The organism is Arthrobacter sp. RCC_34, from assembly GCF_041360795.1.
Classification (GTDB): Bacteria; Actinomycetota; Actinomycetes; order Actinomycetales; family Micrococcaceae; genus Arthrobacter_E.
Window position 1 is genome coordinate 1756372 of record NZ_JBFUPW010000001.1, and the last position, 22365, is coordinate 1778736.

Here is a 22365-nt window from a genome sequence, read left to right on the forward strand (position 1 = left end):
TTCCCGCCCGCCACCGGCCCGATCCCCATTTTGGGCATTGCCGGACGCCTGTGGAAAAGTTCTGCGGGTAAACCACTCCTCCCCGGAACGTGAGTCATGAATCAATCACCTCAAGCCCAGGGACGCCCGACGGCACAGCGCAGTGTCCGCACGTCCTTCCCCGCACCGGATTCCACCGGTCCGGCAGCCGATCTGCAGCGCCGCCTGTCCACGCGGCACATCCGCTTCATCGCGCTCGGCTCGGCCATCGGCACGGGTCTCTTCTACGGCTCCTCCGAGACCATCAAGGCGGCCGGTCCGGCCGTGCTCCTGGCGTACATCGTCGCCGGTGCGATGGTGTTCATCGTCATGCGCGCCCTGGGCGAGATGGCCGTCCGCCACCCGGTGGCCGGATCCTTCGCCCAGTACGCGGACCGATACATCTCCCCCCTCGCCGGCTTCCTGACCGGCTGGGTGTTCGCGTTCGAAATGCTCATGGTGGCCATCGCGGACATGGTGGCGGCCGGCAAGTACATGGGGCTGTGGTTCCCCAGCACGCCCGGCTGGGTCTGGATGCTCGCGGCCATGCTCATCATCTGCGGCCTGAACCTGCTCCAGGTGAGCGTGTTCGGCGAGCTCGAATTCTGGTTCTCCCTCATCAAGGTCGTCACCATCATCGCGATGATCGTCGGCGGCATCGGCCTGATCGTCTTCGGCGTCTCGATGGGCGGGGTCCAGCCCGGGCTGCACCACCTCGTGGACGACGGCGGCTTCGCACCGTTCGGCGTGTGGGGCATCGTCATGAGCCTCGCGATCGTCGTGTTCAGCTTCGGCGGCGTGGAGACCCTCGGCATGACCGCAGGCGAGACCGGCGACCCCGGGAAGGCGATCCCGAAGGCCGTGAACTCCGTGCCGTTCCGCATCCTGATCTTCTACATCCTCTCCCTCGGCGTCATGTTCTGCCTGTTCCCCTGGAGGAAGATCGGCACGCAGGGCAGCCCCTTCGTCCAGGTGTTCACCGGCCTCAACATCCCCGCGGCGGAGCACATCATCAACGCCGTGGTCCTCACGGCGGCGCTCTCCGCCATGAATGCGATCACCTACACGCTCATCCGCACGCTGTACGGGCTGGCCCAGCAGGGTCAGGCCCCGCGGAGCTTCCTGAAGCTGAGCCGCACCGGCGTGCCTTTCCTGCCCGTCACCATGGTGTTCAGCGGCCTCATCCTTGGCCTGGTCGCCTTCCTCCTGATCCCGGACACCCTGTTCCTCCTCGTGGCGTCCATCGCGTCTTTCGCGACCGTTTTCACCTGGGTGATGATCCTCGTCTCGCACTACCGGATGCGCCGTGAGCTGCGCGGAGCACGCGTGGGCAGCGGCGCGTACCGGATGCCCGCATGGCCGGTCCTGAGCTGGATCGCGCTGGCGTTCATGGCCTTCGTCCTCGTGGTCCTGCTGTTCTCGGACACCGGCCGGCTCGCCCTGCTGGTGGGCGTGGCCCTGGCCGCCGCGCTGACCGTCGTGTACCTGTTCGCCATCAAGCCACTGCACACCGGGCGGATCGAACTCGAGGTCGCCGAAGACGCCTGACGGTCACCTCCCGGGAGGCCGGACGCACGGTCTCCCCGCGCACGACGACGGCGCCGCTCACCTCGGTGGGCGGCGCCGTCGTCATGTGGCGGTCCGGTCAGCAGGGGCCGGCGGCTGCCGGGCGAGCGGGGCCGCTCAGACCACCAGATCCTTCCCGCCGCGTACCACACGCACAGGGGCCGGCCGGTCCACGACGAGCTGCGCGCCGGAGGATGCGGCGAATTCGACCCGATCCGCTCCGCCGGCAGTGAACCCGAGGACTTCCGGCACGCCCACCAGTTCGGCCCCGCCGACCGTGGCGATCCGCAGGCAGCGTTCCAGATCGGCGTCGGTGAGTGCGCCTGTGCGGTACCCGAGCAGATGCGCGCGGTCCACCATGCTTCCTGTGCCGAACGGCGACCAGCTGTCCCGCACCCCATCCGATCCCAGCGCCACCCGGACGCCATGGCGGTCGAGCACGTCCAGCACGGGGACCGGGTCGGCCCCCAGCGCGCAGGTGGCCATCCAGATCCCGGCGTCCGCGAGCGCGTCGAGCGTGCGGGGAAGATCGGGCTCGGCGGTGTCGCACAGGGCGAAAGCATGACCGATCGTCACGCGCCCCTGCATCCCCTCGGCGACCGTCCGGCGGGCGATCTCGCGCAGTTGAGACAGAGCGTCGGAGCCCATGTCGTGGAGGTGGATGTCGACGTCGCGACCCTGAGCGCGGGCCATCCCGAAGACCGCGTCGAGGTGCGCGTGCAGATCGCCGTCCAGGGACTGCGGGTCGATCCCGCCCACCAGATCAGCGCCTTCACTGAGCGAGGCGCGCATGAGGTCCAGCGTGCCGGGATTGCTCAGCAGGCCGAACTGCGGGAAGGCCACGATCTGGACCTGGAGGCTCGAACCCAGCCGCTCCGCCGCGGCGCGGACACCGTGGATGTTCCGGAGACCGATCTGCGTCCCCACGTCCACGTGGGCACGCATCGCCATGGTGCCGTTCCGCGCGGCCTGGCTCATGAGCGCGTAAGCCCGTTCCTCGACACCGGTGTCGAAGGTGAGCTGCGCCTGCAAATCGTTGGCGATCAGATCCCGCAGCTCCGGGGCCGGCCGACGCGACAGCCAGCCGGCGCCCCAGGTCGTCTTGTCCGGGTGGATGTGCGCGTCGACGAACCCGGGAGTGTGGAGGACCCCTCCCTCGACGCTGACCGCCACCGACTGCACTTCCCTGCTCATCGAAATCCTCGACTCCCCTGGGCCGGACAACATCGTCGGCCATTACCCATAAACGTCTAAACGGTATACCACCCTAAGGGTCAACGGAAGAGCACTCGCCCCAGAGGGCGGGGCACGCTTCGGCCGCCCGAGATGATGGCATCTACATCGGGCTCTGCCCACAGCATTCAACTCGACGAGAAATTATGGAATACCAAACATGGACACCGGATGTGATCTGCCTTACTCTGATGAACGTCGTTCATTTATGTGAGCCACATCGCACACCGCAGGAGAGCCCATGTCCACACCCAGCAGCACCTCCCAGACCCCCGGGGACCAGAGTCCCACCACCCTCAAAAGGGTCCTGGGGCTGCCCTCCCTCATCGCTTTCGGCCTGACCTCAATGGGCATCCTGTCCGTGGTCTCGGTGTACGGCTCCGGGACCGCGATCAGCGATGGTCACCTGCCGGCGGCGTATGTGATGGCGGTGGTCGCCATGCTGTTCACCGCGCACAGCTACGGGCGCATGGCCCGCCACGTCCCGCTCACCGGCGGCGCCTACGCTTACACCTCCCGTGCTTTCGGCTCCCCCACCGGGTTCCTGGTGGGCTGGGCGATGCTGCTGGACTACCTCTTCCTGCCGATGGTCAACTTCCTGATCTTCGGCCTCTACTTCAACAGCCTCTTCACAGCGGTTCCTCCCGCCGTGGCCGTCCTCGCCTGTCTCCTGGTGGTGGGCGTGTTCAGCGTGATCGGCGTGGGCTGGGTGAAACGCATGAACTTCGTCGTGGTCATCGCGTCGGCTCTCGTGATCCTCGCGTTCCTGATCCTCGCGGTCGTCAACGCCCCAAGCCTCGATCTGGATCACGTCATCCGGCCACTGTCCCTCGGCGCCGGGGGCATCACTCCGGTCATGGCGGCCGCGGCGATCGTGGCCTTCGCGTTCCTCGGCTTCGACGGCGTGTCCACCCTGTCCGAGGAGACCCGTGACCCGAAGCGGAACGTGCCGCGAGGCATCGTCCTCTCCACGCTGTTCGCAGGCGTGGGCTACACGCTCTTCTCCGTGGCCGGCAGCCTCATAGTCCCGGACTGGAAGTCTCTGCAGAACCTGGACGCGGCGGGCACCGAACTCATGCAGAAGGCCGGCGGGGACGTTCTCATGGTGGTGTTCGTCCTCGTGAATCTGACGGGCCTGGTCCTCTGCGGCACGGCGGCCCAGATGAGCGTCAGTCGCGTCATCTTCGCGATGGGCCGCGACGGCATCCTGCCCAGAGCCTTCGCCCGGCTCCACCCCCGCTTCCGTACTCCGGTGATCGCGTCGCTCGTGGTGTCGGTGGTCTCCCTGGTGGCCCTGTTCATCACCCTCGACCAGGCGGTCTACATGATCAATTTCGGGGCCCTCATCGCCTTCGCCATGGTCAACCTCGCCACCATCAAGGTCCTGTTCTTCGACGAGCGGATACGCGGTATCGCGGGCACCCTGCGCCACCTCGTGATGCCGCTCGTCGGATTCGCCTTCATCGCCTGGCTGTGGACCTCATTGGCCTGGTTCACCTACGTGCTGGGCGGCTCCTGGCTCGTGATCGGCGTCGTCATCTACCTTGTCCGGCGCAAGAAGGCCCGCGGGACGCTGGTCCTGGCCTTCGAGGAGAGCGACGCCGACGAGGCGCGGCCCGCGCATGGTGAGGGTCCCGCCGTCGTGCCGGCGTGAACCCGTCAGCGCCTCACCGCACGAGGAGCCGCACGACGCGGTCGTCTCCCGCCCGGGGCGAGCCCCGGCCGTCCGTGTTGTTCGTCAGGATCCACAGAGAACCGTCGGGAGCCGGGACCACGGTCCGCAGCCGACCCAGCTCACCGCGCAGCAGAATCTCCGAGCGGCCCGGGTCCGCGAGCGGCACCCGGCGCAGCGACTGACCCTTGAGATTGGCCAGGTACAGCGCCCCGTCCAGGAACGCCAGGCCACTCGGACTCGCCTCCGAGGGAGCCCATTGCTGCACAGGATCCCGCAGCTCCGAGCGGTGGGCGATCCCCTCCGCGAGCGGCCAGCCGTAGTTTCCGCCCGGCACGATCTCATTGAGCTCGTCCCACGTGTTCTGCCCGAATTCACTGGCGAAGAGACGGCCGTCCGGCGTCCAGGCGAGGCCCTGGACGTTGCGGTGGCCGAAGCTGTACGTGAGCGAGCCGGGGAACGGATTGTCCGCGGGCACCGTCCCGTCCGGTGCGAGGCGGAGGATCTTGCCCTGCACGGCCTGGACTTCCTGGGCCTTGTCCGGCTCCTGGGCGTCCCCGACCCCGGCGTAGAGCATCCCGTCGGGACCGAAAGCGATGCGGCCGCCGTGATGGAACCTCGCCGCGGGAATGCCGCTCAGGATGGTCTCGGCGCGGCCCAGTCCGAAGGACCCCGCGGCTCCGGTGAGAGGGAACCGCTGCAGGCGATTGCCGTCCTTCGCCGTGGAGAAGGCGTAGAGCGTGCGTCCGGAGCCGATGGAGAGACCGAGCAGGCCACCCTCCCCCACGTGCGTGACACCGGGCACCGTGCCCACGACGCGGGTGCGCGCCGGCCCGTTGCCCTGCCGCACAATCTCCAGGATCTGCCCGCTGTCCCGTTCACTCACCAGGGCCGAGCCGTCGAGGAACACGAGATCCCAGGGTGCGCTCAAGCCGGTGACGACGTCCTCGGGCGCCGGGCCGGACGCGGAACCCGACGGCGCAGGACCCGACCGCGCGGTCGCGCCGGTTCCGCCTCCCGGACCGGGAGTGCAGGACGCCAGGAAACCGGCCGCCAGCAGGGCACCGGCCGCCAGCGCACGGCGCCGAGTCGGATCCTCTCCCATGACGCCCCCTCCCGTGGCTGCGGCCTCAGACTCAGGCCGCTCGTGGCCCCAGACTAATGCCGATTTGCCCGGTTCTCACGCTTCAGGCTACCTTCTCATCTTAAGTAAGCCTTACCTTATCTTGAAAGCGTGACCGATGACCGCCCCATCCCCCGGGCCCTCCCCTGCCGTCTACCGTGATCCCTGGGGAATCCCCCACCTGCGGGCGGACTCGGCCGATGACCTCGCGTTCCTCCAGGGCTGGAACGCGGCGTGCGACCGGTCCTGGCAGCTCGAAATGGACCGCTGGCATGCGGAGGGCAGGGTCGCGGAGATGACCGGACCAGACTCCGTCGCGTGGGACCGCTTCGCCCGGCAGTCGATGCTGACCGACACCGCCCAAGCCTGCTTCGACGCCCTCGACGACACGACGCGTCGCTGGTGCAGCCGCTACGTCGACGGGATCAACCACGCCCTGACGGAAGGCCGGCGGAACGGCGCGGAGTTCACCGAGAGCGGCACCGCACCCGGGCCGTGGGCGCCCTGGACACCCCTGGCGGTGTTCCTGGTCAACCACATCCTGTTCTCGACCTTCCCTCACAAGCTCTTCCGCGAACACGTGGCGGACACCCTGGGGCCGGAAGCAGTGGCGCTGTTCTCCCAGGAAGCCCCCGTGCTCTCCGGCAGCAACGCCTGGGCGGTGCACGGTTCACGCACTGCCGACGGCGCCCCGCTCCTGGCCGGAGACCCCCACCGTCTCCTCGAGATTCCGGGCGTCTACCAGCAGGTGCGGCTCTCCTGCCCGGAGTTCGACGTCGTCGGGCTCGCCTTCCCCGGCGTTCCAGGACTACCGCACTTCGGTCATGCGGGCGGCGTCGCGTGGGCGATCACGAACTCGATGGCTGATTATCAGGACCTGTTCCGGGAGAAGCTGCGCCGCTCCGGGCCGACCGGGCTCGAGGCGCTCGGTCCGAACGGCTGGGAGCCGGTCAGCACCCGCACCGAGGAGATCCTCGTCCGGGGCGCTGATCCTGTGACGGTGGAGATCGCCGAGACCCTGCGCGGCCCGGTGATCGCGGGATTCCCCGGTCCGGACGACGGGGAGGTCGCGTCGGGTCTGAGCCTGCGGACGCCCGCCCGGGTGGCCTCGAGGCTGGGGTTCGAAGCACTCCTGCCGCTGCTCCGCAGCACGCGGGCCGCCGACGTCGAACGCGCCCTGGACGCGTGGGTGGAACCCGTCAACAGCGTGCTCGTGGCGGACACCCGGGGTGCCGTGCGGCACTTCCTCGCCGGAAGGGTCCCTCAGCGTTCGCCGGAGAATCGCGTGACGCCGGTCCCGGCGTGGTTGGAGGATCACCAGTGGGAGGGCACGTTCCTGCCGCTTCCCTCACGGAACGTGGACACGGTGGCGGTCAGCGCCAATGACCGTGACGCGGCACTCGGCGCCGACATCGCACTCGAGTTCGCCCCCGCTCACCGCGCCGCGCGCATCGGCGGGCTTCTCCACCCGGACGACGACGGCGCCCAGGCTCCGCTGCTCGGACCCGACGACATGCGCCGCATCCACAGCGACACCCGGCTCGGCTCGCTGCCCGCCTTCCGGTCTCTGCTCGCGGGCCTGGATCCCGAGACGCTGTCGCCCGCGGCCCGCAGGACCCTGGACGACCTCCTGACCTGGGACGGTCACATGGACGCCGACAGCAGAACAGCGGCGGTCTTCGCCCTCTGGCGGGACGCGCTGGTCCACCGGCTCGCCGCGCATCCGGTCTTCGCGCCGCTCCAGACTCCGACAGGTCACTCCCCGGTGTTCGCACCCTGGCTGGCACTCACCGGGCGGCTCGGCCTCGCCCTCGAAACTCTCATCGCGGGCCCGGTCCCGGACGGCCTCGATCTGCCTCAGGAAGCGGCCGCCGCCCTCGAAGCGGCGCTCCCCGTGCAGCTGGCCGATGGCGCGGGCACCCCGGCCTGGGGTGAACTGCACCGGCTCCACCCCCTGCACCGGCTCCCCACGTCCGCGGCCGCCTCGCTGCCTTCGACTCCCCTGGCCGGCGACGCCGCGTGCGTGATGGCGAACGAGAGCGTGCCGGGCGGAGGCCATCTGTGCTTCCGGGGTTCCGCGGCCCGCTACGTCTGGGATCTCTCGGACCGGCAGAAGAGCCGCTGGATCGTCCCGTTCGGCGCCGACGGAAGCCCCGCAGGCCCTCACTTCCTCGACCAGCTGCCGCTCTGGGCCGCTGGAGAACTCCTCCCCGTCATCACCGACTGGGACCGACTCACCTTGGAGACCTGATGCCCGAGACCACGACTCAGCAGATGCCCGAACCGTCGGCACAGACGGCCGCTTCCGTCGGTGGTGGGTCACCCGACCGGGTCCGCATCCTGCCGGTCCGGCCCGAGGAGGACGGCGATCTGATCCATTCCTGGGTCACCCAGGACCGCGCCCGGTTCTGGGGCATGACCGAGTACACGCGGGACGAGGTAGTGGAGGTGTACCGCTTCCTGGACTCGCTGCCGACCCACCATGCCTTCCTCCTCACGCTCGGCGAGGAACCGGTGGCGCTGTTCCAGAGCTACGACCCCTTCCACGACCCGGTCGGCGAGGCCTATGAGCCGCAGGAGGGCGACCTCGGGATCCACCTGTTCATGGCGCCGGCCCGGGAGCCACGGCCGGGACTCACCCCGTCGCTGGTCCTGCACTTCATCGGACACTTGTTCGCGACGACGGGTGGGCGCCGGATCGTCGTCGAGCCCGATGTCCGCAACGACAAGGCGCTCGCGCGGCTGACCGGGAGCGGTTTCGAGCCCGGCCCCGTCATCGAGCTGCCGGACAAGCAGGCTCAGTTGTTCTTCCTCCGCCGTGAGGTCTTCGAGCGGCTGCCCGCCGTCGGGGACTCGCTGTCCTGACAGCACGCCCCGGGAAACGACGGTGCCGGCGCCCTCCACGGGAGGACGCCGGCACCGTGGTTTCGGCGGTGGATCGGCCGCAGCGCTTCCGTCAGGCCGACGGCGCGACGCGCACCTTGACGTTCTTCATCAGGGGCTGGTCGCTCTGCGTGCTGTAGTCGGCCAGACCGATCAGGACGTTCATCTCCGGCATGTACCCGGCGGCGCTGCCGCGCGGCAGGTCGTAGCGCAGAGCTCGGTACTGACGCACGGACCGCTCGGACCCATCCTTCGACGTGGCGACGATGTCCACCAGGGAGCCCTCCTCGATGCCGCGTGCCCGCATGTCCTCCTCGTTCAGGAACACGAGTTCCCGGAGGTTCTTGACGCCACGGTAGCGGTCATCGTTCGAGTAGATCGTGGTGTTCCACTGGTCGTGGGACCGCATGGTCTGCAGGACCAGCATGTCCTCCGCTTCCGGAATCACGTCCGGCAGGGGCGCCAAGGAGAACTCGGCGCGGCCCGACGGCGTCAGGAACACGCGTTCCCGGGCAGGCTGCGGAATGCGGAAGCCGAGCGACTGCTGGATCAGCTCGTTGAAGCCTTCAAAGCCGGGCAGGGCCTTGGCCATGACATCGCGGATGCGGTCGTAGTCCTCCACGTACCACTCCCAGGGAGTGGCACTGTCCGGCAGGGCGGCACGGGCCATCCCGGCGATGATCGCCGGCTCGGACAGCAGATGGGTCGACGCCGGCTGCTTACGGCCGATGGAGAGGTGCACCATGCTCATGGCGTCCTCCACGGTGACCCCCTGGAGGCCGGTGGCCTGCTGGTCGCGTTCGGTCCGGCCCAGGCACGGCAGGATGAGGGCCTTGCGGCCGTGCACCAGGTGGCTGCGGTTGAGCTTGGTGCTGACCTGGACCGTCAGCTCACACTGACGCAGACCTTCCGCCGTGCGGGCGGTGTCCGGGGCGGCCAGCACGAAGTTGCCGCCCATGCCCACGAACACCTTGACGGTGCCGTCCAGCATCCCCTGGATGGTGCGCACCGTGTCCAGGCCGTGATGACGCGGAGGAGTGATGCCGCAGACCTCCGCGAGCCGGTCGAGGAACTCGTCCGACGGGCGGTGGTCGATGCCGCAGGTTCTGTTGCCCTGCACGTTGCTGTGACCGCGGACGGGCGACGGGCCGGTGCCCTCGCGGCCGATGTTGCCCTTGAGCAGCAGCAGATTCACGATCTCGCGAGCCGTGTCCACGCCGTGCTCGTGCTGGGTCACGCCGAGGCACCAGCTGATGATGCTCCGCTCGGACTTGAGGTAGATGTCCGCGGCCTTGCGCAGATCGGCTTCGCTGAGGCCGGCCTGCAGGGCGAGCTCGGCCCAACTGGTCCGGGCGAGCAGCTCACGGTACTCGTCGAAGCCTTCGGTGAGGCTCTCGAGGAATCCGGCGTCCAGGACCGACGGATCCTGCTCCGCCGCCTCGAGGGTGGCCTTCGCCATCGCGCGGATCAGGGCCAGGTCGCCGCCCGGACGCACCTGGAGGTTCAGGGTGCTCGTGGGGCGCGTCTTGAACGTGGCCATGTCCACGATGTCGTGGGGCACGATCGTCCGGGTCGCGCCCGCCTCGATGAGCGGGTTGATGTGCACGACCTCGGCGCCGCGCTTGACGGCCTCGGAGAGGGCGGTCAGCATGCGCGGAGCGTTGGAGGCGGCGTTGACGCCGAGGATGAAGAGGGCGTCACACGTCTCCCAGTCCTCCAGGTCCGCCGTCCCCTTGCCCGTCCCGATCGAGGCCTTGAGCGCCCGGCCGGAGGCCTCGTGGCACATGTTGGAGCAGTCCGGCAGGTTGTTCGTGCCGAGTTCGCGCGCCATCAGCTGGTACAGGAACGTGGCCTCATTGCTGAGGCGGCCCGAGGTGTAATAGGTGGCCTCGTCCGGGCTGTCCAGGCCCCGCAGCTCGTCGCCCACCAGGGCGAAGGCTTCCTGCCACGTGATCGGCACGTAGTGGTCCGTCTCCGGGTCGTAGACCATGGGTTCCGTGAGACGGCCCTGGTTCTCCAGATCGAAGTCCGTCCAGTCGGCGAGCTCGGACACCGTGTGCGCGGCGAAGAACTCGCGGCCCACCCGCTTGTGGGTCATCTCCCACGTGACGTGCTTGATGCCGTTCTCACAGATGTCCAGCTTGAGGCCCTTGTTGTCATCCGGCCACGCGCACCCGGGGCAGTCGAAGCCCTTGATCGGGTGGTTCATGCTGAACATGGCCTTGGAGCCGGCCAGCAGTTCCTTTTCACGGATGAGGACCTTCATCACCGACGTCGCCGCGCCCCAGGCCGCGGCCGGGTGATGGTACGGATGCTGGGAGGGTTCGCCCTTGGCGACGGGGCCGTAACCACCCTGCCGCGGCTCCTCCGGCATCAGGCCATCGGACGCGGCGCGTCCCGCCGTCGATTCATCAAGACTTCCCACTGCAGGCTCCTTCAATCCCGTGATCCGGTCACCTCACCTTCTCACCTGGCACAGCCCGTTTCAACGTCCGGCGCGGCGGCGGGCCACCTTCACCGGCAAGGGCCGACACGGGGCCTGTGTCATGAGGCCGCGCCGTTCAGAAACCGCCCTCCACCAGCGGTTCCAGCGGTTTCTGCACCGGGCTGAGCTCCAGCCTGATCACCACCGATTTCGACGCAGGCGTCCCGGAACCGATCGCCTGGGAGTCGAGCGGCACGAGCACGTTCGTCTCCGGGTAGTACGCCGCGGCGGAACCTTTGACTGTGTCGTATTCGACCACACGGAAGCGGGGCGCCCGGCGTTCCACGCCGTCGTCCCACACCGACACCAGGTCCACGAACTGGCCGTCCGTCACCCCGAGCTCGCGGCAGTCGGACTCGTTGAGGAAGACCACGCGGCGCCCTCCATGGATGCCCCGGTAACGGTCGTCCTGGCTGTAAACCGTGGTGTTGTACTGATCGTGCGAACGGAGGGTCTGCAGGATCAGGCAGCCCTCCGGGACCGGGATCCAGTCGAGCTCCGAGGCCGTGAAATGGGCCTTGGCATCCGTGGTGGTGAACGTCCGCGAATCCTGCGGACCGTGCGGCAGCTTGAAGCCGCCCGGGACGTCGATGCGCTCTTCGAATCCGTCGAATCCGGGGATGACGGCCTCGATGTGTCCGCGAATGAGACGGTAGTCGTCCGCCGCTGCCCGCCAGTCGATCTGCGGCGTGCCGGGCTTCGGCTGTCCGGCAGCGTCGCAGAGGACCGCGAGCGCGAGCCGGGCGACGATCGCCACCTCGGACAGCAGCTCAGGCGACGGCGGCTCGAGGCGCCCGTGCGAAGCGTGCACCATGCTCATGGAGTCCTCCACGGTCACCCTCTGCGGGCCGCTCGCCTGCAGATCGCGGTCGGTCCGGCCGAGCGTCGGCAGGATCAGAGCCCGCTTGCCCGTAAGGAAGTGGGAGTGGTTGAGCTTGGTCGACACCTGCACCGTGAGGTCGCAGGACGCGAGCGCGGCCTCGGTCACGGCACTGTCCGGCGCCGCCTTGACGAAGTTGCCGCCCATGCCGACGAAGACCCGGATCCGGCCATCCCGCATGCCGCGGATCGAGTCGACCACGTCATGGCCGTGACGGCGGGGACTCTGGAACGCGAAACGTTCGTCCAGGGAGTCGTGGAACCACTCCGGCATGCGTTCGAAGATGCCCATGGTGCGGTCACCCTGGACGTTGGAATGGCCGCGGACCGGAAGCAGGCCGGCGCCCGGCCGCCCGATGTTCCCCTGGGCCAGGATGACGTTGACCACCTCCTGGATGGTCTGCACCGAGTGCCGGTGCTGGGTGAGGCCCATGGCCCAGGAGACGACGGTGCGGTCCGAGGACAGCAGGAGCCTGCCGATCTCCCGGATCCGTTCCTCGGGGATCCCGGTGGCCTCCTCGATGTCGGCCCACGGCGTGCCCTCAAGCAGGGCGAGCCAGTCGTCGAATCCCGTGGTGTGGGAGGCGATGAAATCGTGGTCGAACACGGTGCTCAGCCCCGGCGACCGTTCCCCGGCGCGTTCCGCCTCGAGGAGGACCTTGCCGAAGCCGCGGAACAGGGCCTGGTCCCCGCCGAGCCGGATCTGGAGGTGATGATCCGCGAGCGCGGTGCCCGAGCCGAGCACACCCCGCACCTTCTGAGGATTGCGGTACCGGATGAGGCCTGCTTCCGGCAGCGGGTTGACGGCCACGATGGTGCCGCCGGACCGCTTCACCTTTTCGAGGGCGGTCAGCATACGGGGGTGGTTGGTTCCGGGGTTCTGGCCCACCACGAACACCAGCGAGGCCCGCTCCAGGTCTTCCAGCGCGACGGAGCCCTTGCCGATGCCGATCGTCTCGGTGAGCGCCGTGCCGGACGATTCGTGGCACATGTTGGAACAGTCCGGCAGATTGTTGGTGCCGAAGCCGCGGACGAAGAGCTGATAGAGGAAGGCGGCCTCATTGCTCGTGCGGCCGGACGTGTAGAACGTGGCCTGATCCGGGCTGTCCAGCGCCGCGAGCTGCTCGGCGATGATCGAGAAGGCCTCGTTCCAGCCGATCGGCGCATAGTGCTCGGAGTCGAGGTCTTTGAAGTGCGGCCGCGTCAGCCGTCCCTGGCCGCTGAGCCAGTGGTCGTCGTGCCGGGCCAGTTCTGCGACGGTGTGCTGCTGGAAGATCTCCGGGCGCACCCGCTTGCGCGTGGCTTCGGCGGCGACGGCTTTGGCGCCGTTCTCGCAGAACTCGAAGTGGCTGCGCTCCCCCGGCGCCGGGTCCGCCCACGCACAGCTCATGCAGTCGAAGCCCTCGGGCTGGTTGATCCCCAGGAGCGTCTGCACCGTGCGCACGGGACCCATCTGGCTGAGGCTGTGCTCCATGGCGTGCGTGATGGCGGGAACGCCGACGGCGGACCGCTCCCGCGGCTCGACGACGAGCGACGCCTCGTCGATGTCGTTAGCCTCATGTCGTGCGGCGGCGCCCGGGAGAAGGGCACTCGCCAGGGACTTCACATCGTTGAATCTGTCCGGCATGCTCCGAGGCTACCCCTCCGGGCGGACCGGTTCCATGAGGGACGCGTCATGTTCGCGATGAAGGCTGTCGAGGGAACCCGCTCAGGAGAACAGCGCGAGTGCTTTCAGGGTCACCTGCGTCAGCCCATACCCGAGGGCGATGACGACGACGGCGCTCAGCACCGTGGCGACGACCGTGTGCACCGCACTGGACTGCGCCCCCGCCGGGGCGACCGTCGTCGTCGCACCGCCCGCTGTTGCCGCCTGCGCGGACGCCGCGGAGGCCGTCACCGCGTACCGCGCGGCGACCGGCTTGATGAGGAGGTTGGCGACGAAGCCGACGGCCAGGACGCCCACCATGATGAGCAGCGACGTCGTGTAGACCTCCGGGCCCCGGGCTCCTTCCGCCGTGCGGTGCTCCACGACCGCGTTGACGATCACCGGACCGGCGACGCCCGCCGCGGACCATGCCGTCAGCAGGCGGCCGTGGATGGCGCCCACCTGATAGACGCCGAACAGGTCCCGCAGATAGGCCGGCGCGGTCGCGAAGCCACCGCCGTAGAAGGACAGGATGACGAGGGTCGCCAGGACGAAGACGACGAGGCTGCCGCCGCCGAAGGCCGCGATCACCGCGTACATGAGGAGGCCGATCCCGAGGTACGCCATGTACATCCGCTTGCGCCCGAGGTAATCCGACACGCTGGACCAGACGAACCGACCGGCCATGTTCGCCAAGGACAGCAGGCCGACGAAGCCGGCAGCCGAGGCGACGTCGATCTGGGAGAAGTAGTCGCGGATCATCGGCGAGGCGTTCTCCAGGATGCCGATCCCGGCGGTCACATTGCAGAACAGCACGGTCCACAGGAGCCAGAACTGCGGGGTCTTCACGGCGTTCGCGGCGGAGACACCGGCCGGGGCCGCGGCCACGGTGCGGCCCGGACCACCGGCGCTGCCGCCGGGCTTCCAGCCGGGGTGCGGCAGCCGGATGACGAACGCGCCCATCGCGATGACCACGGCGTAGACGGCTGCCAGCGTCAGGAACGTCGGAGCGAGACCCTGGACGAGATTCGCGGGGGCCGACCCGCCGCCGTAGGCACTGAGCAGTGCGGCCGAGACCGGGCTGGCGATCAGCGCTCCGCCGCCGAAGCCCATGATGGCCAGGCCGGTCGCCAGGCCGGGGCGGTCCGGGAACCACTTCATGAGGGTGGACACGGGCGAGATGTACCCGAGCCCCAGTCCGATGCCGCCGATGACGCCGTACCCGAGGTACAGGAGCCAGAGCTGGCCGGTCGCGATGCCGAGGCTGGCCACACAGAAGCCGGAGACCCAGAAAGTCCCCGCCACCACCATGGCCTTGCGCGGGCCGGCCTTCTCCACCCAGGTGCCGCCCACCGCGGCCGAGAGGCCCAGCACCACGATCGCAAGGGAGAACACCCACCCGACCGCGAGGTCTCCCGCGCCGAAGCGCTGCATGAACGGCGTCTTGAAGACGCTGAGCGCATAGACCTGGCCGATGCACAGGTGGATCGCCAGGGCGGCGGCCGGCATCAGCCAGCGGTTGAAAGTGGGGGGTGCGATCGTGGCTTCACGGTCGAGCACGCTCATCTGAACTCCTGCCACCCGGAACGTCCGGCCCGGGGATACGTTCCGTCAGCGGTCAGTTTCTCTGACGAAAATAACAATTCAGATGTCAGCGATTGTCAATGGAGGTGTTCGGCGGGACCGTTCAGGATCCGATGTGCACAGCGGCAGGTTCCACCGACTCGGTGCGGATCCGCTGAGCTCCTGCGTACACGTTCATCGAGTTCCCCCGCAGGAAGCCCACCAGTGTGAGGCCTTGGTCGTCGGCGAGCTCCGCGGCCAGCGACGACGGCGCGGATACCGCGGCCAGGACCGGAATGCCGGCCATGACCGCCTTCTGGACCAGTTCGAAGCTGGCGCGCCCGGAAACCTGGAGGACCGTGCCGGTCAGCGGGAGGCGGCCGTTCTGGGCGGCCCAGCCCACCACCTTGTCCACGGCGTTGTGGCGGCCCACGTCCTCCCGCACCACGAGCAGCTCGCCCGTGGCGGCGTCGAACAGGGCGGCCGCGTGAAGCCCGCCGGTCTTCTCGAACGCCGCCTGGCGTTCGCGGAGCCGGTCCGGGAAGGTGGCCAGCAGGGCGGCGTCCACCGTGACCGGATCCACTGAGACGTCGTGCCGGGAGACGGTCTCCACCGCCTCGATGCTGGCCTTGCCGCAAACGCCGCAGGAGCTGGTGGTGTAGAAGTTCCGTGCCGCGTCCGGGCTGGGCGGGGCCACATGAGGTGCCAGCGCGATGTCCAGGACGTTGTACGTGTTCTCCTCGCCGCCGGTCCCGGGACCACCGCAGTGGATGGCGGTGCGGATGTCCCCGCCGTCGGCGATGATGCCCTCGGAGACGAGGAAGCCGGTGGCGAGTTCGACGTCGTGGCCGGGAGTGCGCATGGTGACCGCCAGGGGCGACGAGGCGACCCTGATCTCCAGCGGTTCCTCCACCGCGAGGGTGTCGATCCTGCGGCGGGGCTCCTCGCCCAGGACGATTTTCAATAGCGGACGGCGTCTCGTGATCTGACCCACGGTGCCAAGGCTACACTCCCTGGCCACTCCCTCGCCGGGGCGGCGGAGCACCTTCCGGCGCGCGCTAGCATGGTCGCATGCCACGCCCCCACCCCTCCGGATCCCGGCCTGCCCGGCGCCTTCGCACCCACGCTTCGCGGACCTGCTCCGCACCCTCGGCGGCCCGCCTGTGATCACCGTGGAACAGCAGCGCAGCAGGGTTTTCGCCAGTGCGCAGGCGCTGCCTCCGGTGCGTGTGTCACTGGCCGCGGCACGGGGCATGGTGCTCGCCGAGGACGTGCTCAATCGCTGGCCGATCCCCCTGTTCGACAACTCCGCGATGGACGGTTATGCCGTACGGCTGTTCGATGCCGCCGAAGGATCGCGGCTCCGCGTGGTCGGGGACCTGCCGGCCGGGACCGAGCTGGATCCGCCCCTCGGCCCAGGGGAAGCCGCGCGCATCATGACCGGCGCTCCCGTGCCGAGTGCCGCGGATGCCGTCGTGCCCCTGGAACGCACCGATCTCGGCACCGAGGCGGGACCCACGCCGCCCGCGTGGATCACGGTGCTCCAGCAGCCGGCCCCCGGCGCCCACATCCGGAGGGCCGGAGAAGAGTCCGAGGCCGGCAGCGTCGCGGTGCAGGCCGGCACGGTCCTGGGGCCGTGGCAGCTCGCGGCCCTCGCCTCGGCAGGTGCCGCGACCGTGCTCGCGCATCCGCGGCCGCGGGTCTCGATCATCGCCACGGGCTCGGAACTCATCGCCCCCGGCGGCACTCCGCGCCGGGGTCAGATCCCCGAATCCAACTCCGTCCACCTCTCTGCGGCTGTGCAGGACGCCGGCGCGGACCTCGCCTCCGTCCTCACCGTGCACGACGACGAGGACGCCCTCCGCGAAGCGCTCGACTCCGTGGACAGTGACGTGATCATCCTGTCCGGCGGGGCGAGCGTCGGCGCGTTCGACGTCGTCAAGGCCCTCCTGAACGGGCACGGCTCCATCACCTTCGGCCCGGTGGCGATGCAGCCCGGCAAGCCGCAGGGCTTCGGAACGCTCGACGACGGCACCCTCGTCTTCTGCCTGCCCGGCACCCCGGTGGGCGTCGCCGTCTCCTTCGAACTGTTCGTGCGGCCCGCCCTTCGCGCGCTGGCCGGGCACCAGGAACTCGACAGGCCACGCCTGGTCCGGGCGGCCGCCACGAGCTGGCACAGTTCCCGGCACAGGACTCAGATCCTCCCCGCCGTCCTCGACGGCGAACGGGTCCGGCCCTCGCTGCGGCACGGCGGACCCGACGACCCGAAGATCTCCCCCGCTTCCGTGAACGCGTTCGTGATCATCCCCGAGGGCGTCGAAGAGGTCCACGAGGGAGACCCGGTGTCGGTCATGCCCTTCGGGCCGGAGTGGGCATGACGGCGCGAGCGGCGATCGTCCTGGCCGGCGGACGGGCCTCGCGGCTGGGCGGCGCCGACAAGGCCTCCGTCGAGGTGGCGGGGCGACGCCTCGTCGATCACGTCTACGCCGCGGTCGCCGACTGTGCTCCGGTCATCGCCGTGGGTCCGGACTCGATCGCGCGCCCAGGCGTGACCGTGGTGCGCGAGGAGCCACCCTTCGGCGGGCCCGTGGCAGCACTCGCCGCAGCCCTGAAGGCCGTATCCGGTCTCCCGGAGGACGCGCCCGCGCGCGCAGCGGGCGCCGAAGCCTGGGTCCTGGCCTGCGATCTGCCGCGGGCGGACTGGATCGTGGCGGCCCTGAACGACATCCCCATCCCGGAGGGCGCGGACGCGATCGTCCTCGCCGACGCGGACGGCCGGTCTCAGTGGCTTGCCGGACGGTACCGCCTCGAGGCTCTTCTCCAGGCGGTCGCCGCGCTCGGGCACGTGGATGGCGCAGCCCTGCGACAGCTTCTGGCGCCCCTGACCCTTCACACCGTTCCGGACACCGCGGACGCGTCCCTGGATCTGGACACCTGGTCCGCGGTGGAGCAGTATCGCGAACAGCAGAGAACCACCCTTCGAGAGGAATCCTGACATGAGCTCCACCCCCGCCGAACTGGACGCCTGGGTCACCGATCTGAGCACAGCCCTGAATCTCGGGGACCTCGACGTCCCCACCGGGCTCCTGCTCGATCTGACCCGCGACGCCGCCCACGGCGTGACCCGCCCCGCCGGCCCCCTCACCACGTACCTGGTGGGGATCGCCGTCGCACGGGGAGCATCGGCTGAGGAGGCCGCCGCGACCGTGCGGGAGCTCATCCAGCGGCATCAGGGCTGACGCCTGCACTTCCCGATCGGCCCCGCGGAGGTCTGGTCCCGTCGCCCCGGCGGCGGGACAATGGATCATGAATGCCAAGGACAAGGAATTCGTGGGTTCGATCCCCACCGTCTACGACGAGGTCCTGGTGCCGCTGATGTTCCAGGACTATGCCCGCGATCTCGCCACGGCCGTGGTCACCGCGGCACCCGCCCGAGTGCTGGAGACCGCGGCGGGGACCGGCGTCGTCACGCGTGAGCTGGCGTCCGCTCTCCCCCAGGCGCAGCTGACCGCCACCGACCTCAACCCGGCGATGCTCGCCCGTGCCGAGTCCGTCCAGCCGGCCTCCGCGACGCTCGAATGGCGTCAGGCCGATGCCCTCAACCTCCCCTTCGAAGACGGCTCCTTCGACGCGCTGGCCTGCGCCTTCGGCGTGATGTTCTTCCCCGACCGACACCGGGCATTCCGGGAGGCGGTGAGGGTCCTCAAGCCCAGCGGGCTGTTCGCGTTCACGGTCTGGGACAGCCTGGAGCACAATCCGGTGCCGCGGTCGATCGTCGAGTCACTGCACGAGCTGGGGCAGGATGAGGCGGCGTCGTTCCTGGAACGCGTGCCTTTCTCCCTCGCGGACCCACCCCTGCTGACCGGCGAGCTGGAAACCGCAGGCTTCTCGACAGTCCAGGTACGGGCCATCGAACACCTGAGCGGGCCGACGACGGCGGCGGGCATCGCGCGATCCCATCTGTTCGGGACGCCGACGAACAATTACCTCGTGCTCGACGAGCCCGACGGCGCCGAGCTGCTCCTCGCGTCCGTCACCACGCTCCTGACCGAACGCTTCGGCGACGGCGAGTTCCGGCTGCCGGTGAGCGCGCTCCTGGTGACTGCGGTCAGCCCGTCCCCGGAGCACGAGTCCTGACGCCCCGGCCTCGGGTCGAGTGCGCGGCCCAGTCCGCGACGGCGGCGGGCAGCTTCCGCGCGTCCTGAACGAACCCGTCGGGCCGCACCAGAACGGCCTGTCCTCCGACGAGCCGCGGGTTCCGCACGGTCTCGAAATGATGGACGGGCAGGCCACTCTCCTCACCCATGCGGTCGAGAGACTGCTCGTCCGCGGCGCCGTAGATGTGGACCTGCCAGTCCAGGCTCCGGAGCACGGCGAAATTGTCCTCGTTCCAGGCCAGTCGCCGTCCGACGAGCCGGCCCCGGCGGCTCCCGGCACGGCGCCGGGCGTCGTCGCTCATCCAGTAATGGATCCGGATCTGCGAGACGTACTCATACAGCTTCGCGCCACGCGCCAAGCGCGGCAGAACCCGGCCGAGCAGCGGCGCCAGGCGGGGCACGACTCCTGCGCGGATCACGCGGGCGAGCGGCGAATCCGCCGTGATGGTGCTGAACAGCCGGTCCGTGGTCCTCACGAGGCGCAGCGCGACGGGCCGCCGTTCAGCCTCGTACCGGTCCAGCCGCTCGTCCCCGGCGCCTCCCAGGAGCACGTCCGCGAGCGCGCACGCCAGACCGTGTGCGTCCTGCAGCCCCGTGTTCATCCCCTGGGCGCCGACCGGTGAGTGCACGTGGGCGGCGTCCCCTGCGAGGAAAACCCGCCCTGAACGGAACCGGGCCGCCACGCGGTGGTGCACCCGGTAGGTGGAGAACCAGCTGGAATCCCGGTACCCGACACCGAACTCGCGCGTCACCGTCCGCCGGGTCTCGTCCTCGGTGACCTGTTCCCCATCGGGCGTGCGGACGACGCCGATCAGCCGGTGGTGCCCCACCGCCCCCTGGGGGAAGGTCAACAGGAAGTCTCCGACGCTGAAGCGGAGATTCACCGCGTCCTCCACGAGGCCCGTCACGCCGCGGGCGTCGGCCACGTAGAACGTGTCCGGGTTCGTCACCCCGTCGAAAGGTGTTCCGCTGAGCTCCCTCACGGTCGAGGAGGCGCCGTCCGCGCCCACCAGATAGCGGGCCTCGACCCGGAGGACGTCTCCGTCGTCGGTGCCGAACCGTGCGGTGACGCCGTCCTCGCCCTGCTCCAGGCTGAGCAGCCCGTGACCCCAGAGAACGGATTCCCCGCGCTCCTCCAGAGCGGCCACCAGGAGCCGTTCGTTGCGGCTCTGTTCCAGGATGTGAATGCCCGGAAACGGTGTGACGCCCTTGCCCAGCTCGCCGAAGCTGACCGTCGCGAAGGGGCTGTCGCGGTAACCGGGGGCGATCGCCGGGGCCACCGCCGCCTGTTCCAGCACGCGCTGCACGAGCCCGAGCTGGTCGTAGATCTCAAGGCTGCGAGCCTGCAACGCGAGGGCGCGGGATTCGCGGGTCGGGCCGTGTTTGCCATCGGCGATGAGGAACCGCACCCCGAGTCGCTGAAGGCAGGCCGCCAGCATGAGACCGGTGGGGCCGGCGCCGATGATCAGGACATCGGTGGTCAGGACGTCGGTGGTCAGAGTTTCGGCGGGCAGCGCGTCGGCCGGCCTTTGCTCCGGCCGCGGCGTCATCTCTGCTGTCATCGCCCCTCCTGCCGACTGCCTGCTACTCGCCCGAACGGACGTCCGTGATCCCGGTGGGGCGGAACATGATGTGGCGGAAGGTCGCCGTCGTGCCGTCGCCTCGCGGTGACTGGACGGCGATGCCCGCCTTGAGCCCGCCTTCGGACCCGGTGAGGGGGAATCCGAAGTACCGGGCCAGTTCCCAGCGGCCCTCCGAGTGGTAGTGCAGGCTGATCATGGTGCCTGCCCGCGACATCCGCAGCCGCACGGGTCCGGCGGGGAGGTGGATGCCGGTGGCGTCGTCGGAACGGTCGCGGGTGACGACCGACATGATCCGGGGCCGGCCGACCTCGTCGAGTTCGGCGCAGAGCTTGAACCATTGCAGGCCGTCGAGATGGCCGACGAGGACCGCGGAATCGAAACAGTCCTGGAAGTCCACCTCGACCTCGGCTTCCAGGGTGAAATCGCCTTCCACGGGGAAGGCGAAGACCGTGGCGCTGTGCACCACGGAGTCGGTGCCGGGCCGGTTGAAGAGATCGTTTCTGGCGCCCGCGCGGAGCGTGACCGTCCCGCCGTCGACGGTTGCTTCACCTTCCCCGGGACGCAGGGAACGGAACTCATCGGGCACACCCGGGAGGCGGAAAGACGTCATGCACAGCATTCTGCCCGCCTCGGACTCGGACTGCACCCCTCGTCCGGCGACGTCAGGGTTTGCGCGCCTCGATCAGGCGCCGTGTCGAGTGCGCGATGAACGGCCCCTCCGCCTGGATCAGCTCGTGCAGGTCCCGTAGACGCTCACGGTGCTTCTCCACGGTGAAGCCGGGCACCCACCAGATGACCTTGCGGAGCAGGTAGACGACGGCGGCCACATCGTGGATCTCGATGCGCAGCCGGGCGGTGCTCAGCCCCGTCACCTCGAGTCCGGCGGCCCGCGCGGCGGCCGCCTCGTCGTCGTGATGGCGTCCGCGACGTGCCTCCGGCTGCGGCCCGAGGAAGAACTCGATCAGCTCGAAGACGCTGGCGGGTCCGACGTGCTGGGCGAAGTAGACGCCACCGGGCCGCAGCACCCGGGCGATCTCATCCCAGTGGATGGTGGCGGGGTGACGGCTCGTGACGAGGTCGAAGGCGCCGTCGGCGAAGGGCAGGGGTGGTTCGTCCGGGTCCGCCACCACCGCGACACCTCGCGGATGCAGCAGAGCCGTCGCCTTCGCGACGTTCGGCGGCCAGGACTCCGTCGCCACGGCGACGGGCGGGAAAGTGCGCGCCTCCGCGAGCACCTCTCCCCCGCCGGTCTGGATGTCGAGGGACGCCGTGGCCGACACCAGCCGCTCGGCCAGGCGGGCGGCGTAGCCCCAGACAGGCCGTTCCTCCGTCGCCCGGCCCTCCAGCCAGCGGAAATCCCAGCCCGTGATATCCGCGTTCTCCCCCAGGGCGATCAGCTCATCGAAAGTCTCAGCCATGCCACCATCCTGCCAGCCCGTGCCGGACCGTGTGGCACGGGGCGGACGGTCATGCTCCACCCCGGATCTCCACCCGCCGTTCCACCCCGGGGTGGTCCCGGGCGGGACGCGGAAACGGGAGGCTGGAATCACCGGCAAAA

At 69.4% G+C, this 22365-nt stretch carries 17 protein-coding genes; 8 read left to right on the plus strand and 9 right to left on the minus strand.

Translation table 11 applies throughout. From position 1 onward, the window contains the following. Positions 1 to 96 precede the first annotated feature (96 nt). Complete coding sequence (locus AB6732_RS08230) at positions 97 to 1566, plus strand: amino acid permease (protein WP_370959462.1); 1470 nt, start codon at positions 97 to 99, stop codon at positions 1564 to 1566. A gap of 135 nt (positions 1567 to 1701) precedes the next feature. On the opposite strand, the gene AB6732_RS08235 is transcribed toward AB6732_RS08230, so the two are convergent. After that, positions 1702 to 2778 (minus strand): amidohydrolase family protein, encoded by a 1077-nt coding sequence (locus AB6732_RS08235; protein WP_370959463.1) that lies wholly within the window; start codon positions 2776 to 2778, stop codon positions 1702 to 1704. 280 nt (positions 2779 to 3058) lie between these two features. Between AB6732_RS08235 and AB6732_RS08240 the strand changes: the two genes are divergently transcribed. After that, positions 3059 to 4471 carry an APC family permease gene (locus tag AB6732_RS08240; RefSeq protein WP_370959464.1) on the plus strand — a complete coding sequence of 471 codons (1413 nt, stop codon included), beginning with the start codon at positions 3059 to 3061 and terminating at the stop codon, positions 4469 to 4471. Positions 4472 to 4484: 13 nt separating this feature from the next. Here the strand turns inward: AB6732_RS08240 and AB6732_RS08245 are convergent, their stop codons facing one another. Continuing rightward, a complete protein-coding gene (locus AB6732_RS08245; protein ID WP_370959465.1) occupies positions 4485 to 5594 on the minus strand; it encodes a sorbosone dehydrogenase family protein in 1110 nt (369 codons plus the stop codon). A gap of 136 nt (positions 5595 to 5730) precedes the next feature. Here AB6732_RS08245 and AB6732_RS08250 point away from each other — a divergent pair, with 136 nt between their 5' ends. Beyond that, a complete protein-coding gene (locus tag AB6732_RS08250; protein ID WP_370959466.1) occupies positions 5731 to 7863 on the plus strand; it encodes a penicillin acylase family protein in 2133 nt (710 codons plus the stop codon). Further along, positions 7863 to 8477: a GNAT family N-acetyltransferase gene (locus AB6732_RS08255; protein ID WP_370959467.1), complete on the plus strand. Its 615-nt coding sequence runs from the start codon at positions 7863 to 7865 to the stop codon at positions 8475 to 8477. Before AB6732_RS08250 ends, AB6732_RS08255 begins: the two co-directional genes overlap by 1 nt. Before the next feature lie 91 nt (positions 8478 to 8568). On the opposite strand, the gene AB6732_RS08260 is transcribed toward AB6732_RS08255, so the two are convergent. The 4 genes from AB6732_RS08260 to fdhD all read right to left on the minus strand — a co-directional run bounded on the left by AB6732_RS08260 (position 8569) and on the right by fdhD (position 16061). After that, complete coding sequence (locus tag AB6732_RS08260) at positions 8569 to 10920, minus strand: FdhF/YdeP family oxidoreductase (RefSeq protein WP_370959468.1); 2352 nt, start codon at positions 10918 to 10920, stop codon at positions 8569 to 8571. 136 nt (positions 10921 to 11056) lie between these two features. Next, on the minus strand, positions 11057 to 13486 hold the full coding sequence (locus AB6732_RS08265; protein ID WP_370959469.1) for an FdhF/YdeP family oxidoreductase: 2430 nt from the start codon (positions 13484 to 13486) through the stop codon (positions 11057 to 11059). A gap of 81 nt (positions 13487 to 13567) precedes the next feature. After that, complete coding sequence (locus AB6732_RS08270) at positions 13568 to 15070, minus strand: OFA family MFS transporter (protein WP_370959470.1); 1503 nt, start codon at positions 15068 to 15070, stop codon at positions 13568 to 13570. A 121-nt stretch (positions 15071 to 15191) separates the two neighbouring features. Next, complete coding sequence (gene fdhD / locus AB6732_RS08275; RefSeq protein WP_370959471.1) at positions 15192 to 16061, minus strand: formate dehydrogenase accessory sulfurtransferase FdhD; 870 nt, start codon at positions 16059 to 16061, stop codon at positions 15192 to 15194. Positions 16062 to 16230: 169 nt separating this feature from the next. Between fdhD and glp the strand changes: the two genes are divergently transcribed. The 4 genes from glp (at position 16231) to AB6732_RS08295 (ending at position 19204) form a co-directional block, all read left to right on the plus strand. Then, a complete protein-coding gene (gene glp, locus AB6732_RS08280) occupies positions 16231 to 17445 on the plus strand; it encodes a gephyrin-like molybdotransferase Glp (RefSeq protein WP_370959472.1) in 1215 nt (404 codons plus the stop codon). Next, complete coding sequence (locus AB6732_RS08285) at positions 17442 to 18062, plus strand: molybdenum cofactor guanylyltransferase (RefSeq protein WP_370959473.1); 621 nt, start codon at positions 17442 to 17444, stop codon at positions 18060 to 18062. The genes glp and AB6732_RS08285 overlap by 4 nt, the downstream gene beginning before the upstream one ends. 1 nt (position 18063) lies before the next feature. Beyond that, positions 18064 to 18306 (plus strand): DUF6457 domain-containing protein, encoded by a 243-nt coding sequence (locus AB6732_RS08290; protein ID WP_370959474.1) that lies wholly within the window; start codon positions 18064 to 18066, stop codon positions 18304 to 18306. A 67-nt stretch (positions 18307 to 18373) separates the two neighbouring features. Continuing rightward, the gene (locus AB6732_RS08295; protein WP_370959475.1) at positions 18374 to 19204 is read left to right on the plus strand and encodes a class I SAM-dependent methyltransferase; all 831 of its coding nucleotides are present in this window, start codon (positions 18374 to 18376) and stop codon (positions 19202 to 19204) included. On the opposite strand, the gene AB6732_RS08300 is transcribed toward AB6732_RS08295, so the two are convergent. From AB6732_RS08300 to AB6732_RS08310, 3 genes are read right to left on the minus strand one after another with little or no spacing between them, the layout of a single operon-like run. Further along, complete coding sequence (locus tag AB6732_RS08300) at positions 19176 to 20786, minus strand: FAD-dependent monooxygenase (protein ID WP_370959476.1); 1611 nt, start codon at positions 20784 to 20786, stop codon at positions 19176 to 19178. The two genes, AB6732_RS08295 and AB6732_RS08300, sit on opposite strands and share 29 nt — an antisense overlap. A 22-nt stretch (positions 20787 to 20808) precedes the next feature. Continuing rightward, positions 20809 to 21417 carry a DUF1349 domain-containing protein gene (locus tag AB6732_RS08305; protein WP_370959477.1) on the minus strand — a complete coding sequence of 203 codons (609 nt, stop codon included), beginning with the start codon at positions 21415 to 21417 and terminating at the stop codon, positions 20809 to 20811. 52 nt (positions 21418 to 21469) lie between these two features. Next, entirely contained in the window at positions 21470 to 22225 is a 756-nt protein-coding gene (locus AB6732_RS08310; protein ID WP_370959478.1) for a class I SAM-dependent methyltransferase, read from the minus strand. Between the last annotated feature and the right edge of the window lie 140 nt (positions 22226 to 22365).